Genomic DNA, 18,931 nt, shown 5'->3' with positions numbered 1-18,931 from the left:
ATGGACAAGACTACCGCAGAGCGCATTGCCAAACGTTTCGTCGGCCTGCCCCTGGAGCAGCGCCGGCAGATCCTCGACAAGATGCGCGAGACCGGGCAGAGCTTCCGCCTCCTGCCGATTGCCGTGACCCGTGCCGATACGCCGCGTATCCCGCTGTCCTACGCCCAGCAGCGCATGCTGTTCCTGTGGCAGATGGAGCCGGACAACAGCGCCTACAACGTGCCCATGGCGGTGCGCCTCAACGGTCCGCTGGACCACGCCGCGCTGGGCCGTGCACTGGAGCAACTGGTGCAGCGGCATGAAACCCTGCGTACCCGCTTCGTGTCCGTGGAAGGCGAGTTCCACCAGGAAATCCTCGACCAGGTGCCGGTGGCGCTGGAGCTGGTCGAAGTGGCTGAGGAAAGCGCGCTGGCTGCGCTGGTCGAAGCCGAATTGCAGGCGCCGTTCGACCTGCTGGGTAACCGGTTGCTGCGGGTCAAGCTGTTCCGCCTCGGGGCCAGCGAGCATGTCCTGACCCTGTGCATGCACCATGTGGTCTCGGACGGCTGGTCCGGGCAGTTGCTGGTGCGCGAGTTCGTCCAGTTCTACCAGGCGCAACTGAGCGGTCAACCGGCGCCTTTGCCGGAACTGGCGATCCAGTACGCCGACTATGCGATCTGGCAGCGCGCCTGGCTGGAAGCCGGCGAGGGCGAGCGTCAGTTGGCTTACTGGAAGGAACAACTGGGCGACGAGCAGCCGGTGCTGAGCCTGCCGCTGGATCATGAGCGTCCGCTGCAACCGAGCTACCGCGGCGCCGTGCTGCGCGCCGATCTGCCGGCGGACCTGTCGGCGCAGCTCAAGCAGGTGGCGCGCAACAATGGCGTGACCCTGTTCATGCTGACCCTGGCCGCCATGTCGGTGGTGCTGGCGCGCTACAGCGGCCAGGCCGATATCCGTATCGGCGCGCCGAACGCCGGGCGTACCCGCAGCGAACTGGAAGGGCTGATCGGCTTCTTCATCAACACCCAGGTGCTACGTGTCCAGGTGGACGAGCGCCAGCCCTTCGCCGCCCTGCTGGAACAGGTCAAACAGGTGGTCAGCGGTGCCCAGTCCCATCAGGAGCTGCCCTTCGAGCACCTGGTGGACGCCCTGGCCCCGGAGCGCAACCTCGGGCACAACCCGCTGTTCCAGTTCAAGATCAACCAGCAGGTGTTCGTTGCCGATGAAGGCAGTGAGGCGGAGCGCGGCGTCGATGGCCTGAGCGTGGAAAAGTACGCTTCCGGCTCCAGCGATGCACGGTTCGACCTGGCCTATGACTTCGTCGATGGTCCGGACGGTGTGCGCGGCTACTTCACCTATGCCACCGACCTGTTCGAAGCGGCGACCATCGCGCGCATCGCCGGGTCGCTGCGCACGGTGCTGGAAAACCTCGTGGCCCATGTCGCCGAGCCGGTGCTGGTGTTCCCCGAGCAGGCGCCGCAACTGGCTGCGCCACAGGCGCCGGCATTGACCGGTGGCAACTTCATTTCCTTGTGGCAGCAAGGCTTGCAGACCGGTCGCGGCAAGCTGGCCCTGCGCGCTGGCGAGCAGACCCTCGACTACGCGCAACTGGAGACGCAATCCAACCAGCTCGCCCATTACCTGCAAGGGCAGGGCGTGCAGGCCGGGCAGGTCGTAGCCCTGTGTCAGGAGCGCGGGATCGAGTGGGTGGTCAGCCTGCTGGCGGTGCTCAAGCTCGGCGCGGTGTACCTGCCGCTGGACAGCCGCCAGCCGCAGGAGCGCCTGCGCCAACTGGTACGTGACAGCGGCGCGGTGTTGCTGATCCAGGGTGTCGAAATGGACCTGGGCTGCCCGGCGCTGAGCTGGACACCATCGCTGTGGGGCGCTCTCGATACCTGCGCCCCAGCGGTGCAGATCCATGCCGAGCAACCGGCCTACATCATCTACACCTCCGGCTCCACCGGTCAGCCCAAGGGCGTAGTGATCAGCCATAGCGCGCTGGGCAACTACATTCAGGCAGTGCTGGAACGCCTGGACCTGAGCGCCGACGCCAGCCTGGCGATGGTCTCGACCATCGCTGCCGACCTTGGCCACACCATGTTGTTCGGCGCCCTGGCATCCGGTCGTGCGCTGCACCTGTTGTCCCATGAACACGCCTTCGATCCGGACCGCTTCGCCGCCTACATGGGCGAGCACCGTATCGACGTGCTGAAGATCGTCCCGAGCCATCTGCAAGGCCTGTTGCAGGCGGCGAAAGCGGCGGACGTGCTGCCGCGCGAGTTGCTGGTGCTCGGTGGCGAAGCCAGCAGCTGGAGCCTGCTGGAACAGATCCGCGGCCTGAAGGACTGCCGCGTGCTCAACCACTACGGCCCGACCGAAACCACCGTGGGCATCCTCACCCACGAAGCTGGCGAGCGCCTCGACGGCTGCCGCAGCGTGCCGGTCGGTCAGCCATTGGCGAACGGTACAGCACAGGTGCTGGATGCCTGGCTCAACCCGGTCGCCGAAGGCGTTGCCGGTGAGCTGTACCTCGGTGGCGAGGGCCTGGCCCAGGGCTATCTGGGCCAGCCGGCGCTGACTGCCGAGCGTTTCGTCCCGGCCGACAACGGCCAGCGCCGTTATCGTGCCGGCGACCGTGCGCGCCTTGTTGGCGGTGTGCTGGAATACCTGGGCCGCGCCGACGACCAAGTGAAGATCCGTGGCTACCGTGTCGAGCCGGGCGAGGTCGGCCATCTGCTGCAAGGCCTCGACGGCGTGGCCGAGGCGGTGGTCCTGGCCCTGCCGCAAGACAGCGATGAATCGCGCCTGCAACTGGTGGGCTACTGCGTCGCGGCCAGCGGCGTCACCCTGCACGCCGAAGCCCTGCGCCAGCAACTTGCGGCAAGCCTGCCGGAATACCTGGTGCCGGCGCAGATCCTGTTGCTGGAGCGCCTGCCGCTGACCGCCAACGGCAAGCTGGACAAGCGCGCCCTGCCCAGGCCGGGCGCGGTCAAGCAGCGTTACGTGGCACCGTCCGGCGAGATCGAGGAAAAGCTCGCGGCGATCTGGCGCGACGTGCTCAAGCTGGAACAGGTGGGCAGCACCGACAACTTCTTCGAGCTGGGCGGCGACTCGATCCTCAGCCTGCAGATCATCGCCCGGGCCAAGCGCCAGGGCATCAAGCTGAGCCCCAAGCAGCTGTTCGAGAAACAGACCATCGGCCAGTTGGCCACCGTCGCCAGGCTGATCGAGAAGAAAGCCGCCGCCCCGGCCCCGGCACAGATCAGCGGGCGCCTGCCGCTGCTGCCGATCCAGGCGCGCTTCTTCGACACCGCGATCCCCGAGCGCCAGCACTGGAACCAGGCGGTGATGCTCAAGCCCAGCGTGCGCCTCCATGCCGCCCATTTGCAGTCTGCGTTGCAGGCGCTGATCGAGCAGCACGACGCCCTGCGCCTGAGCTTCCAGCAGCAGTCCGCCGGCTGGCAGGCCAGCTTTGCCCCGGCCAGCAGCGCGGGTGTGCTGTGGGTCCGTGAGCTGGCCGAAGCGGGCGACCTGCGCGAGCTGGCCAACGAGGCCCAGCGCAGCCTGAACCTGGGCGACGGCCCGCTGCTGCGTGCGCTGCTGGTCAACCTCGCCGACGGCGAACAGCGCCTGCTTCTGGTGATCCATCACCTGGTGGTGGACGGCGTGTCCTGGCGCGTGCTGCTGGAAGACCTGCAACAGGCCTGCGCCGCGCTGATGGCGGGCAAGGCGATCGAATTGCCGGCCAAGACCAGTTCGCTGAAAGCCTGGGCCGGCCAGTTGCACGACTACGCCGTGAGCCCGGCGCTGGAGCAGGAACTGGATTACTGGCAGGCGCAGTTGCGCGGGCTCAGCGACGAGTTGCCTTGCGACCATCCCGAGGGCAGCCAGGAGCGCCGGCATGCTGCGTCGGTCAGCACCCACTTGGATGCCGAACTGACCCGCCGCCTGCTGCAGGACGCCCCGGCGGCCTACCGCACGCAGATCAACGACCTGCTGCTGACCGCCCTGGCCCGGGTGATCTGCCGCTGGACCGGGCAGGCCCATACGCTGATCCGCCTGGAAGGCCATGGCCGCGAGGACCTGTTCGAGGAGATCGACCTGAGCCGTACCGTCGGCTGGTTCAGCAACCTGTTCCCGGTGCGCCTGACCCCGGCCGGCTCGCTGGAGGCCTCGCTCAAGGCGATCAAGGAACAGTTGCGGGCGGTTCCGAACAAGGGCATCGGCTACGGCGTGCTCCGTCACCTGGGCAACGATGCCGCCCGTGAGGTGCTGGGCAGCCTGGCCCAGGGCGCTATCGTCTTCAACTACCTGGGCCAGTTCGACGGCAGCTTCACCGCCGAGGACGCGCTGTTCGCGCCGTCTGGCGAAAGCGCCGGCGACGGCCAGGACTTCGCCGCGCCACTGGCTGCCCTGCTGAGCATCAACGGCCAGGTCTACGGCGGCGAGCTGGACCTGGGCTGGAGCTTCAGCAGCGCGGTGTTCGAGCGCGAGACCGTGCAGCGCCTGGCGGATGACTACGCCACCGAGCTGCGCCTGCTGGTGGAGCACTGCACCGCGCCGGCGGTGGCTGGCATCACCCCCTCGGACTTCCCGCTGGTGAAACTGACCCAGGCCGAGCTGGATGGCCTGCCGGTGCCCGCCGGCAATATCCAGGACCTCTACCCGCTGGCGCCGATGCAGCAGGGCATGCTGTTCCACACCCTCTACGAGCAGGAGGCCGGCAACTACATCAACCAGTTGCGGGTCGAGGTCAATGGCCTTGAGGTCGCCCGCTTCCGTGCGGCCTGGCAGGCGGTGGTGGACCAGCACGATGTGCTGCGCAGCGTGTTCGTCAGCGAGCTGGAGCAGCCGTTGCAGGTGGTGCTGCGCCAGGTCGAGGTGCCGTTCAGCGAGGTCGATGCTCGTGGCCAGGCCGACCAGCAGGCCTGGCTGGATACCTGGGCGGCCGGCGAGCGCGAGGGCGGTTTCGAGCTGAGTAGCGGGCCGCTGCTGCGGTTGGCCGTGGCGCGCATCGGTGAGCAGCGTTATCAACTGGTGTACACCTGCCATCACATCCTGATGGACGGCTGGAGCAGCTCGCGCATGCTCGGCGAGGTCTTGCAGCGCTACAGCGGCCAGGACGTTGCTCGTCAGGGCGCGCGCTATCGCGACTATATCGAGTGGCTGCAACGCCAGGACGGCAGCGCCAGCCAGCGCTTCTGGGTGCGTCACCTGCACCGCCTGGACGAGCCGACCCGCTTGGTCCAGGCATTCAAGTCCGGGGTTGCCGGCACGGGTTACGGCGAGCAGTCCCATGTGCTGGACGCTTCCCTGACCCAGCGCCTCGGCGAGTTCGCCCGGGAGCAGCGGGTCACCCTCAACACCCTGGTCCAGGCTGCGTGGCTGTTGCTGCTGCAACGCTACACCGGGCAGTCCAGCGTGACCTTCGGCGCCACGGTGGCGGGCCGTCCGGCGGAGCTGCCGGGCATCGAGGAACAGCTCGGCCTGTTCATCAACACCCTGCCGGTGGTCGGCAGCCCGCGTTCCGAACAGTCGGTAGCCGATTGGGTGCGCGAGGTACAGGAGCAGAACGTGGCCCTGCGCGAGCACGAGCATACGCCGCTCAACGAGATCCAGCGCTGGGCCGGGCAGGGCGGCGAAGCGCTGTTCGACAATATCCTGGTGTTCGAGAACTACCCGGTGTCCGAGGCGCTGCAGCAGACCGCACCGCAGGGCCTGGAATTCGGTACGCTGGTCAACCGCGAACAGTCCCACTATCCGCTGACCCTGGTGGTCAACGTCGGCGCCACGCTGTCCATGCGCCTGAGCCATGACCGGCGCTTCTTCGCCGATGCGGCGGTGGTGCAACTGGCCGCGCATCTGGATCATCTGCTGCGGGCCCTGGTGGCCAATCCGCAGGCGGCGCTGGGTGAGCTGGCCTTGCCTTCGGCGGTGAGCCAGGAAGTGGCGGTCTACCCGGGCGAGCAGTGCATTCATCAGCGTATCGAGGCGCAGGCGGCGCGGGTGCCGGAAGCGGTGGCCGTCAGTTTCGGTAGCGAACAGCTGACTTATGCACAGCTGAACCGTCGGGCGAACCAACTGGCGCACAAACTGCGCGAGCAGGGCGTTAGGCCGGATGTGCTGGTCGGGCTTTCCGTCGAGCGCAGCCTGGAAATGCTGGTTGGGGTGCTGGGCATCCTCAAGGCCGGCGGCGCCTATGTGCCGCTGGACCCGGATTATCCACAGGACCGTCTCGACTACATGCAGCAGGACAGCGGCATCAAGCTGCTGCTGACCCAGGCGGATCTGCTGGGCTCGTTCGAGGGTTACAGCGATGAGAATCCGGTCAACCTGACGTCGCCGGACAACCTCGCCTATGTGATCTACACCTCGGGTTCGACCGGCAAGCCGAAAGGCGCGCTGTTGCCGCACCAGAATGTCCTGCGCCTGTTCAAGGCGACCGAGGACTGGTTCGGTTTCGACGACAAGGACGTGTGGACCCTGTTCCACTCCTATGCCTTCGACTTCTCCGTGTGGGAGATCTTCGGCGCGCTGATGTACGGCGGTCGCCTGGTCGTTGTCCCGCGTGAAGTGACCCGGTCGCCGGAAGACTTCAGCCAGCTGTTGGTGGACGAAAAGGTCACCGTGCTGAACCAGACGCCATCGGCGTTCAAGCAACTGTCCCGGGTCGCCAGCGAAGCACTGAGCCTGCGCTACGTAGTGTTCGGCGGCGAAGCCCTGGACGTCGGCAGCCTGCAACCGTGGTTCGAGCGCTTCGGCGATCAGCAACCAAGCCTGATCAACATGTACGGCATCACCGAAACCACGGTGCACGTGACCTATCGCCCGATCACCAAGGCCGACCTGGTGCAGGCGGAAGTCAGCCCGATCGGTGAGGCGATCCCGGACCTGTCGATGGTCGTGCTCGACACCGACTTCAACCCCGTCGCGACCGGTGTCTGCGGCGAGCTGCATGTCGGCCACGCCGGCCTGGCACGCGGTTACCACAACCGCGCCGCACTCACCGCCGAACGCTTCGTACCGAACCCGTTCGCGAAGGATGGCAGCCGCCTGTACCGCACCGGCGACCTTGCCCGTTTCCGCGAAGAGGGCGTGATCGAATACGCCGGTCGCATCGACCATCAGGTGAAGATCCGCGGCTTCCGTATCGAGCTGGGCGAGATCGAGGCGCGTCTGCAGGAACACGACGGCGTACGCGAAGTAGTGGTATTGGCAGTAGCCGGCCCGAGCGGGCAGCAACTGGCGGCCTATCTGGTCCCGACCGATCCGCACCAGGCCGACCTGCGCGAGACCCTGAAAACCCACCTGAAAGCCAACCTGCCGGACTACATGGTCCCGACCCATCTGGTCTTGCTGGAATCCTTCCCGCTGACCGCCAACGGCAAACTGGACCGCAAGGCCCTGCCCAAGCCTGACGCGGCCACTCTGCAAGCCGCCTACGTGGCCCCGCAGAGTGCCCTGGAACAGCAACTGGCAGCGATCTGGGCCGATGTGCTCAAGGTGGAGAAGGTCGGCCTGACCGACAACTTCTTCGAGCTGGGCGGTGATTCGATCATCTCCATCCAGGTGGTCAGCCGCGCCCGTCATGCCGGGATCTTCTTCACACCGAAGGACCTGTTCCAGCGCCAGACCGTACAAAGCCTGGCGGCGGTGGCGCGGCTGGCCGAAGCCACCACTATCGAGCAGGGCGCGGTCGAGGGCATCGCCCCGCTGACCCCGGTGCAGCACTGGTTCTTCGACGGCGACCTGCCGCAGCGCCATCACTTCAACCAGGCGGTGCTGCTGCAGCCGTCCCGCGCCCTGGACGGCAAGGCGCTGGAACAGGCCCTGCGCGCGCTGCTGGTGCAGCACGACGCCCTGCGCCTGGCCTTCGCCGAAGACAACGGCGTCTGGCAGGCCCGTCATGGCGCCCGTCACGATGCGGCCCTGCTCTGGCAGCGCCAGCTGACCCATGTCGATGAGCTGGAGCCGCTGGTGCAACAGGCCCAGCGCAGCCTCGACTTGCAACAGGGCCACCTGCTGCGCGCCCTGCTGGCCGACCTGCCGGATGGCTCGCAGCGCCTGCTGCTGGTGATCCATCACCTGGTGGTGGATGGCGTGTCCTGGCGCATCCTCCTGGAAGACCTGCAACAGGCCTACAGCGCGCTGCTGGACGGCAAACCCGCGGCCCTGCCGCGCAAGACCAGCGCCTTCAGGCACTGGGGCGAGCACCTGCGCGACTACGCCCGCAGCCCCGCGCTGGAGCAGGAGCTGGGTTACTGGCAGGCCCAGCTGGAAGGCGTCAGCGATGCCTTGCCGCATCACGCCTCCGGCCCGCTGACCAGCCGCAATATCACCAGTGTCTCGACCCGTCTCGACCGCGACACCACCCGCCAGTTGCTGCAGGACGCCCCGGCGGCCTACCGCACGCAGATCAACGACCTGCTGCTGACTGCCCTGGCCCGGGTCATCTGCCAGTGGACCGGGCAGGCCTCGGCACTGATCAAGCTGGAAGGCCATGGCCGCGAGGACCTGTTCGACGAACTGGATATCACCCGCACCGTCGGCTGGTTCACCAGCCTCTACCCGGTGAAACTCAGCCCGCAGGCGGACCTGGCTGGCTCGCTGAAGACCATCAAGGAACAACTGCGGGCGATCCCCAACAAGGGCATCGGCTACGGCGTGCTGCGCTACCTCGGCAGCGACGAGGCGCGGCGCAGCCTGGCGGCCCTGGCCAAGGGCACAATCGTGTTCAACTACCTAGGCCAGTTCGACGGCAGCTTTGCCGCCGAGGACGCGCTGTTCGTCCCGGCCAGCGAAAGCCGTGGCGATATGCACAGCGCTGAGGCGCCGCTGGACAGCCTGATCAGCGTCAGCGGCCAGGTCTATGGCGGCGAGCTGGAACTGAACTGGCGTTTCAGCACCGAGGCCTTCGCCCCAGCGCTGTTGCAGGACCTGGCCAACCGATATGGCGAGGAACTGCGCCAGTTGATCGCCCATTGCCTGGGCGCCGGCGTGGCCGGGGCGACGCCGTCGGACTTCCCCCTGGCGCGCCTGGAGCAGGCGCAGATCGACCGGCTGCCGATCGCCGTGGCGGAGATCGCCGATATCTACCCGCTGTCGCCGATGCAGCAGGGCATGCTGTTCCACAGCCTGTACGAGAAGGAAGCGGGCAACTACATCAACCAGATGCGCGTGGATGTCCGCGGCCTCGATGTGCCGCGCTTCAAGGCGGCCTGGCAGGCACTGATCGACCAGCATGAAGTGCTGCGCGCCGGTTTCGTCAGCGATATGGAGCGGCCGTTGCAGGTAATCCGTCGCCAGGTCGCGGCAGCCTTCGCCGAGCAGGACTGGCGCGGTCGCGATCATTCCGACGCGGCGCTCAAGGCCTGGGCCGATGGCGACCGCCAGCGCGGTTTCGACCTGGAGCAGGAAGCGCTGCTGCGCCTGACCCTGCTGCGTACTGGCGAGGACAGCCATCACCTGGTCTACACCAGCCACCACATCCTGATGGACGGCTGGAGCAACTCGCGCCTGCTCGGGGAAGTCCTGCAGCGCTACCACGGTGAAGTGCCGGCGCCGAGCGGGGCGCGCTATCGCGACTATATCGAGTGGCTGCAACGCCAGGACGCGGCGCTCAGCCAGCGGTTCTGGAGCGAGCAACTGGCGGTGCTGGACGAGCCGACCCGGCTGGTCCAGGTGCTCAGGTCGAGCACCGGCGCCCAGGGTTACACCGACCAGCATTACGCGCTGGATCAAGGGGAAACCCGCAAGCTCAACGAGTTCGCCCGCGAACAGCGGGTCACCCTCAACACCCTGGTCCAGGCCGCGTGGCTGTTGCTGCTGCAACGCTATACCGGGCAGTCCAGCGTGACCTTCGGCGCTACCGTGTCGGGGCGTCCGGCGGAGCTGGCGGGGATCGAGGAGCAGCTCGGCCTGTTCATCAACACCCTGCCGGTGGTCGGCAGCCCGCGCCCGGAGCAGCGCGTGGCGGACTTCGTGCAGCAGGTGCAGAACCTCAACCTGGCCCTGCGCGAGCACGAGCACACGCCGCTCTACGATATCCAGCGCTGGGCCGGGCAGGGCGGCGAGGCGCTGTTCGACAGTATCCTGGTGTTCGAGAACTACCCGGTGTCCGAAGCGTTGCAACAGGCGGCGCCGGAGGACCTGAAGTTCGGCAGCGTGATCAACCTGGAGCAGACCCACTATCCGCTGACCCTGATCGTTTCGGCTGGCGATGCGCTGGGTGTGCGCTTCAACTTCGATCGCCAGCGCTTCAGTGATGAAGCCATGGCGCGGCTGGTCGGGCATTTCGACCATCTGTTGCGGGCGCTGGTGGTGGATCCGCAGGCGGTGCTGGGTGGGTTGGCCTTGCCTTCGGTGGTGAGCCAGGAAGTGGCGGTCTACCCGGGCGAGCAGTGCATTCATCAGCGCATCGAAGCGCAAGCGGAGCGGGTGCCGGAGTCGGTGGCCGTGAGTTTTGCTGGCGAGCAACTGACGTATGCACAGCTGAACCGCAGGGCCAACCAGTTGGCGCACAAGCTGCGCGAGCAGGGCGTCGGGCCGGATGTGCTGGTCGGGCTTTCGGTCGAGCGCAGCCTGGAAATGCTGGTTGGGGTGCTGGGCATTCTCAAGGCCGGCGGCGCCTACGTGCCGCTGGACCCGGATTATCCACAGGACCGTCTCGACTACATGCAGCAGGACAGCGGCATCAAGCTGCTGCTGACCCAGGCCGATCTGCTGGGCTCCTTCGAGGGCTACAGCGATGAAAACCCGGTCAACCTGACCTCGCCGGACAACCTGGCCTACGTGATCTACACCTCCGGCTCGACCGGCAAGCCGAAAGGTGCCTTGCTGCCGCACCACAACGTCCTGCGCCTGTTCCAGGCGACCGAGGACTGGTTCGGCTTCGACGACAAGGACGTCTGGACCCTGTTCCACTCGTATGCCTTCGACTTCTCGGTGTGGGAGATCTTCGGCGCGCTGATGCATGGCGGTCGCCTGGTCGTTGTCCCGCGTGAAGTGACCCGGTCGCCGGAAGACTTCAACCAGCTGCTGGTGGACGAAAAGGTCACGGTGCTGAACCAGACGCCATCGGCCTTCAAGCAACTGGTCCCGGTCGCCTGCGCAGCGCTGTCCCTGCGTTACGTGGTGTTCGGTGGTGAAGCCCTGGACGTCGGCAGCCTGCAACCGTGGTTCGACCGTTTCGGCGATGAGCAGCCGCGTTTGATCAACATGTACGGCATCACCGAAACCACGGTGCACGTGACCTACCGGCCGATCACCAAGGCGGACCTGGCGCAGGCGGAAGTCAGCCCGATCGGCGAAGCCATTCCCGACCTGTCGATGGTCGTGCTGGACAGCGATTTCAACCCGGTCGCGCCCGGAGTCTGTGGCGAACTGCATGTCGGCCACGCCGGCCTGGCTCGCGGTTACCACAATCGCGCCGCCCTGACCGCCGAACGCTTCGTGCCGAACCCGTTCGCCACCGATGGCAGCCGCCTGTACCGCACCGGCGACCTTGCCCGTTTCCGCGAAGAGGGCGTGATCGAATACGCCGGCCGTATCGACCATCAGGTGAAGATCCGCGGCTTCCGTATCGAACTCGGCGAGATCGAGGCGCGTCTGCAGGAACACGACGGCGTACGCGAAGTGGTCGTGCTGGCAGTTGATGGCCCGGCGGGTCAGCAACTCGCGGCTTACCTGATCCCGGCCAATCCTGATCAGGGTGATCTGCGTGACAGCCTGAAGGCTCACCTGCGGGCCAACCTGCCGGACTACATGGTCCCGGCCCATCTGGTCCTGCTGGAAGCCTTCCCGCTGACCGCCAACGGCAAGCTGGACCGCAAGGCCCTGCCCAAGCCCGACGCGGCCAGCCTGCAAGGCGCGCATGTGGCCCCGGTCAGCGAGCTGGAGCAGCAGCTCGCGGCGATCTGGGCGGATGTCCTGCAAGTGGAGCGGGTCGGCCTCACCGACAACTTCTTCGAGCTGGGCGGCCACTCGCTGCTGGCGGTGCAGATGCTGGTACGCATCCGCGACCAGTTGCGCTGCGATATCGCCCTGCGCGAGCTGTTCGAGAAGAGCACGCTGCAGGACCTGTGCGCCGTGGTCGAGGCGAAACAGGGCCAGGTGGACCATGCCCAGGACGAACTGACTAAATCCCTGGAGGCCCTCAAACGTCTTAGTGCAGAGGAAATCGACAACCTGCTCGCCTGACTGGAGACCCCAACGTGCAAGAGCTGCTTGACTCCGTGAAATCCCTGTCTGCCCGTGAACGCAAGGCGCTGGCCGCCTTGCTCAAGCGCCAGGGGGTGAATCTGTACGGCGTCACGCCGATCTTCAGGCGCGAGCTGGAGGCCAGCGCTGCGTTGTCCTACGCCCAGCAGCGCCAGTGGTTTCTCTGGCAACTGGAGCCGCACAGCAGCGCCTACAACATCCCGGTGGCCCTGCGCCTGACCGGGGTGCTGGACGTCGCGGCGCTGGAGGCGGCGTTCGCCGGGCTGGTGGCCCGCCATGAAACCCTGCGCACCACCTTCCGCCAGGACGGCGAGCAGGCGGTGCAGGTGGTGCATGAGGCGCTGCCGTTCCAGTTGCCGGTGGAGGAGGTCGCTGACGCGGAGCTGCAAGCCCGGGTCGGCGCCGAGCTGCGTGCGCCGTTCGACCTGCAGGCGGGGCCGCTGTTGCGGGTTCGGCTGTTGCGGGTGGGCGCCGAGGAGCATGTGCTGACTGTGGTCCAGCACCATATCGTTTCCGATGGCTGGTCGATGCCGATCATGATCGACGAACTGGTGCGGCTCTACGACGCGCACCGGCGCGGGCAGCCGCTGCATCTGCCGGCGCTGCCGATCCAGTACGCCGACTATGCGATCTGGCAGCGCAACTGGATGGAAGCCGGGGAGCAGGAGCGCCAACTGGGTTACTGGACCGCGCAACTCGGCGGCGAGCAGCCGGTGCTGGAATTGCCCACCGACCGTCCGCGGCCGCTGGTGCAGAGCCATGCCGGGGAGCGCCTGGATATCGACCTGCCGCCGGTACTGGCGCAGCAACTCAAGGACCTGGCGCGGCAGCAGGGCGTGACCCTGTTCATGCTCCTGCTGGCGTCGTTCCAGACCTTGCTGCACCGCTATTCGGGACAGGCCGATATCCGTGTCGGCGTGCCCACCGCCAACCGCAATCGCGCCGAGACCGAGGGGTTGATCGGCTTTTTCGTCAACACCCAGGTGCTCAAGGCCGAATTCAGCGCAGACGCGACCTTCGGGCAACTGCTGCAACAGATCAAGCACACCGCCGTGCAGGCCCAGGCCCATCAGGACCTGCCGTTCGAACAGCTGGTGCAGGCCTTGCAGCCGGAGCGCGACCTGAGCCGCAGCCCGCTGTTCCAGGTGCTGTTCAACCACCAGACCCAGGCCCAGGGCCAGGCCCGGCAGTTGCCGGGGCTGAGCGTGGAGAAGCTGCAGTTCGGCCAGCACACCGCGCAGTTCGACCTGACCCTGGAAACCCTCGAACGCGACAGCGGTATCGGCGCGGCGCTGACCTATGCCACGGCGTTGTTCGACCCGGCCACCGCCGAGCGTTTTGCCCGGCATTGGCGTCATCTGCTGGAAGGCATCTGTGCCAATGTCGGGCAACGGATTGCCGAACTGCCCTTGCTGGATGCCGGCGAGCGCCAGCGCATGCTGGTGGACTGGAACCGCAGCCAGCTCGACTATCCCCGCGAGCAGTGCCTGCCGGCGTTGATCGAGGCCCAGGCGGCATCTACGCCGGATGCTGTCGCACTGGTGTCCTCCGACGCATCGCTGAGCTACGCGCAACTGAATGCCCGCGCCAACCAGCTGGCGCACAAGCTGCGCGAGCTGGGTGTCGGCGCGGATGTGCTGGTGGGCGTGGCGCTGGAGCGGGGACCGGAAATGGTCGTCGGCCTGCTGGCGATCCTCAAGGCCGGTGGCGCCTATGTGCCGCTGGACCCGGACTTCCCGGCGGACCGGCTGACCTACATGATGGAAGACAGTGGGCTGAAGCTGCTGTTGAGCCAGTCTTCCCTGGTCGACCAACTGAGCATTCCGCCTGCCGTGCAGACCCTGTGCCTGGATCAGGGCGGCGATTGGCTCGAGGGCTACAGCCGCGAAAACCCGCCGGCCTCGGCCGGCCCGGAGAACCTCGCCTATGTGATCTACACCTCCGGCTCCACCGGCCTGCCGAAAGGCGTGACCATTCACCACCAGGCCCTGGTCAACTTCCTCTTCAGCATGGCGGACAAGCCAGGGCTGACGGCGGCTGACCGGGTGCTGTCGCTGACGTCCCTGTCCTTCGATATCGCCGGCCTGGAGCTGTACCTGCCGCTGATCCGCGGTGCTGCGGTGGTCCTGCTCAAGACCCACCAGAACAAGGACCCGCAAGCCCTGCTGCAGGTAATCGCCGAGCAGCAGGCCAGCGTGATCCAGGCCACACCGTCGAGCTGGCGGATGATCCTCGACGCCGCACCAGCCGGTGCATTGAAGGGCAAGACCATCCTCTGCGGCGGCGAAGCCCTGAGTGCCGAGCTGGCCCAGCGCCTGATCGACCAGGCCGGGCATGTATGGAACGTCTACGGCCCGACCGAGACCACCATCTGGTCGGCCCGGCATTACCTGACCCGCGCCGACGATGTCTGGCTGGGCAAGCCGCTGGCCAACACGGCGCTGCATATCGTCAGCGATGACTTCGATGTGCTGCCGGTCGGTGCCCGGGGCGAGTTGCTGATTGGTGGCGACGGCCTGGCCCGTGGTTATCACCAGCGTCCCTCCCTGACGGCGCAACGCTTCGTGCCGGATCCGTTTTCCAGCACCGGCGGGCGCCTGTACCGCACCGGCGACGTGGCCCGCTACCGCGCTGACGGGGTGATCGAATACGTTGGCCGTCTCGACCACCAGGTAAAGATCCGCGGCTTCCGTATCGAACTGGGCGAGATCGAGGCGCGCCTGCTGGCACACCCGGCGGTCCACGAAGCCGTGGTCATCGATATCGATAACCAGCTGGCGGCCTACCTGATCGCCGACCAGGATACCCCGGAGCTGCGCAGCGCTCTCAAGGTCCACCTCAAAGCCGGGCTGCCCGATTACATGGTCCCCAGCCATTTCACCTGGCTGGACAGGATGCCCCAGACCCCCAACGGCAAGCTCGACCGCAAGGCCCTGCCCAAGCCCGATGCCAGCCAGGCGCAGGGCGAACACGAACCGCCGCGCAACGAGCGTGAGCGGCAACTGGCGCAGATCTGGAGGGACGTGCTCAAGGTCGAGCGGGTCGGGCTCAAGGACAACTTCTTCGCCCTGGGCGGTCACTCGTTGCTGGTGATCACCCTGGTCAGCCGCTTGCGCGAGGCCTTCGAGACCAACCTCAGCCTGCATGATTTCCTGTTGCTGGAAACCTTCGAGGACCTGGCGGACTTCATCGCTGCGGGCGAGCGCCGGGTGAGGAACCCGGTGGTCAGCATGAACATCAGTGCCGGCGACAAGGCCCCGCTGTTCTGCCTGCCGCCCGGTGGCGGCGGTACCTACGCCTACTATCCGCTGGCCGGGCACCTGGGCCCGCAGCGCAGTGTGCTGGGGGTGGTCAACAAGAGCTATGTGGTGCCGGGCTGGAAGGAAACCTCCTGGGACGACATGGTCGGCTACTACGTCGAGCAGATCCGCAAGGTGCGCCCGCACGGGCCCTACAACCTGCTCGGCTGGTCCCTGGGCGGGGCGCTGGCCATCGAGGTGGCGCATGTCCTGGAAACCTCAGGCGAGACCGTGGGCTTCCTCGGGCTGGTGGATACCCACCTGCCCAAGAGCGAACAAGTGCTGGCCAATGAGGATGCCGAGGAACCTGAAGCCGGGCCGTGGGAAGGGCTGGTGCGCAGCCTGCTGGCGTTCGCGCCGGGGATTGGCGAGGCGGTGGTGCTGGACCTGATCGAGGAAGGTACTGCGCGCTTTGAGGATCCGAAGGAAGCGGCGGATTGGGTGATGGTCCAGGTGGCTGGGATCAGCGGCACGGACATCGAGGCGCTGCGGGCGATTCACCGGGATATCGGGGTGCAGGCGGAGATTGCCAGCGGTTATGAATTGCTCAGCGCGAACATGGCGCTGGGGCAGGCGTTCGTGCTCAAGCCGTTGCGGGTCAAGCCGCATTGCTGGTGGGCCGGTGGCAGCCGCACTGAAGAGCAGGTGGCGGCGGCGCAGGTGCTGCTGAAGGCGGGTTGCGGGCTGGACGAGGTCTGGTCGGCGACGCTGACGGGGGTGAAGCATGATGATGTGGTGCTGGCGCCGGAGCTTTTGACTGCTGTTTCGCAGCAACTCGAAGGCATGGAGTAACGCTATACCTGTGGGAGCTGGCTTGCCAGCGATTGCGGTGGTGAACTCACTGCCGCTATCGCTGGCAAGCCAGCTCCCACAGGGTCCACGCAGACGCAACAAAAAAGGCCAGTCGGGATAACCGACTGGCCTTTTGTTTTACCGCTGCCGAACGATCAGAAATCGCCGCGCAGGCTCAGCATGAAGGTCCGTGGATCACCCCAGACGTTGCCGCGGTTCAGGCCCGAAGCGGTGGACCAGTACTTGCGGTCGAAGAGGTTTTCACCGGTCAGGTTGACCTTCCAGTGCTCGTCGATCTTCCAGCCGATACGGGCATCCCAGATGGCGCGGCCAGGGGAGCCGTAGTCATAGCCACCGGCCAGCTTGTTCTCGTAGCGCGATTGTGCGGAGACGCCGGCACCCACGGTCAGGCGGTTCCATTCGCCATCCTGCGGGGTGTAGCTGGTGCTGATGCGGGCCAGGTGCTTCGGGGTGTCGACACTCAAGGGTGTGCCCTGGGGGCTGACGATACGGTTGTAGGTGTAGCCGGCCAGGACTTCGAGGCCCGGCAACACCTCGCCGCTGGCTTCCAGGTCGATACCCTTGCTGCGCTGGATCAGACCATTGACCTGGCAGATACCGGTGGCGTTGGTCGGGCAGGTGTGGGTCTCATCAGGGTCGTTGACCGCGAGGTCTTCCTGCTTGATGTAGAACACGGCCGCCGACAGGTTCAGGCGCTTGTCGAACAACTCGCCCTTGATACCGGTCTCGTAGTTGGTGCCAATCGCCGGATCAAGCGGCGAACCGTCGTAAGTCCGGTTGTTTTGTGGCTGGAAGATATCCGCATAGCTGGCGTACCACGACCAGTGCTCGCTGAAGTCGTAGATCAGGCCCGCAAACGGGGTGACCTCACGGTTCTGCTGGGTCACGTAGTCGTTGCCGCTGCCCAGTTTCTGGTCGTAGTCGTACTTGTACCAACTGACGCGGGTACCGAGGACCAGGCTCAGTGGCTCGCTCAGGTGCAGGCGGGTGTTGGCATAGAGGCCGGAACGCTCGTCGACGTATTCGGAGACCTGAGTCCAGGCCGTGCGGACCGGTTTGGCAAAGGCACGGTGATCAACGTCGAAGATGTTGATCGGGATCGCATCAGCCAAGCGTCGCTGATACGGCAAGCGTCTTTCCGTCACGTCCTGCCGCGACCAGTTGGCGCCCAGGGTGACCTGGTGCGATTGGCCGAAGGCATCGAAATGGCCGTCCAGGAAGCTGTCGACACCGACGCTCTCGATATTTGTGTGACGGAATTCAACGTTGCGCCAGACCGAGCCGGTATTGGTGGCCGGGTCGATTGCACCGTTGCCGTAGGCCGCCACCATGTCGAGGTCGCCCTTGGACCAGCTGACGGAGGTCTTGTTGCTCCAGTTGTCGTTGAAGCGGTGGTTCAGTTCGACGAACACCTCGCTCATGTTGGTGTTCAGGTGGTTCCAGTCCTGGACCAACGCAGTGGAGCGGGAGATATCCAGCGACTGGCCGTTGGAGTAGCGCGGCAGGGCCCAGATCGAATAGCCGTCGACGCGCTTCTCCTGACGACGCAGGCCCAGGGCCAGGGTGGTGTCTTCGGCCAGGTCCGCTTCGATGATTCCGTAAAGCAGAGGCGTCTTGGCGTTGTACTCGTCGAGGTAGGAACCTTTGTCCTCGTAGGCCGTGACCAGGCGTCCGCGCAGGGTGCCTTCGGCATTCAGGCGACCGCTGCCATCCAGATCGACGCGGTAGTTGTCGTAGGAGCCGGCACGGGTCGTGATGGAGAACTGCGGGTCCGAGGTCGGACGCTTGCGCACCAGGTTCACCGCACCGCCCGGGTTGCCGGCACCGACCAGCAGGCCGGAGGCACCGCGCAGAACCTCGATGCGGTCGTAGATCGCCATGTCCGGCGACATCCAGCCGCCAGGGGCATAGGACTGGCCAGGAATGCCGTCAACCATGTAGCTCTCGTCCGTCAGCACGAAGCCGCGGGACTGGAAGGCATGGGAACCGAAGTTGCGCTGGGTGAAGGATATACCCGGGGTCTTGGACAGGACCTGGTCCAGGGTGACCAGGTTCTTGTCATCCATCAACTGACGGGTCATCACCGTCACCGACTGCGGGGTTTCGCGCAGCGATTGCGCCGACTTGCCGATGGTCACTGCACCGGTGGTATAGGACCCGGTGTTCTCGGTGGTAGTCCCCAGCACCTGCGAGTTGATGTTGGTCGGTGCCAGGTTCAGCGTCGCCGGGGCGCCGTTGGCGGCCTTGGCCTCGCTCTCGCCCTCCACGTCCTGGGCGTGGACCTGGGCGGCCAACGGCAGGGTCAGGGCCAGGCCGAAGGCGGCCTGGCGCAGGAGCAAGGCCTTGCTCAAGGGCGTAAGTCGGGACGGTGTATGCATGTGCAGAAGACTCGTTCTAAGGGTTGTGTCATGAGTGATGGCGTGCTGAGTCAACGGCCCGCTTCTGCGCCGGCTCAAGGGAGGGGAGGCCGGGTCTTTCCTGGCGGAGCGCGTTTGGTCGTTGTAGAGAACGAGTTGCAGGTGCGAGGATTTAACGGAATTTTCACTTTCTGCTGATTTGTGCGTGATGACGGTTTTTGGGCGCAGATCGTCGGTTTTGTGGCGCCTTGATACCGTCGACCC

At 66.1% G+C, this 18,931-nt stretch carries 2 protein-coding genes and 1 pseudogene; 2 read left to right on the top strand and 1 reads right to left on the bottom strand.

Annotation, left to right across the window (positions count from 1 at the left end; translation table 11 throughout):
- Together AC2CQI_RS11995 and AC2CQI_RS11990 are read left to right on the top strand one after the other, a co-directional pair.
- Positions 1–12,177, top strand: coding sequence for a non-ribosomal peptide synthetase (locus AC2CQI_RS11995; RefSeq protein WP_484580283.1), 12,177 nt, complete (start codon positions 1–3; stop codon positions 12,175–12,177).
- 146 nt (positions 12,178–12,323) lie between these two features.
- Positions 12,324–16,289: pseudogene (locus tag AC2CQI_RS11990) on the top strand (amino acid adenylation domain-containing protein); the annotation flags it as partial.
- 155 nt (positions 16,290–16,444) lie between these two features.
- Here AC2CQI_RS11990 and AC2CQI_RS11985 read toward each other — a convergent pair.
- Positions 16,445–18,688: a TonB-dependent siderophore receptor gene (locus AC2CQI_RS11985; protein WP_484580282.1), complete on the bottom strand. Its 2,244-nt coding sequence runs from the start codon at positions 18,686–18,688 to the stop codon at positions 16,445–16,447.
- Positions 18,689–18,931: the final 243 nt, after the last annotated feature.

The organism is Pseudomonas sp. P2S-1, assembly GCF_057197725.1.
This window is presented reverse-complemented; position numbering and strand designations above follow the sequence as displayed.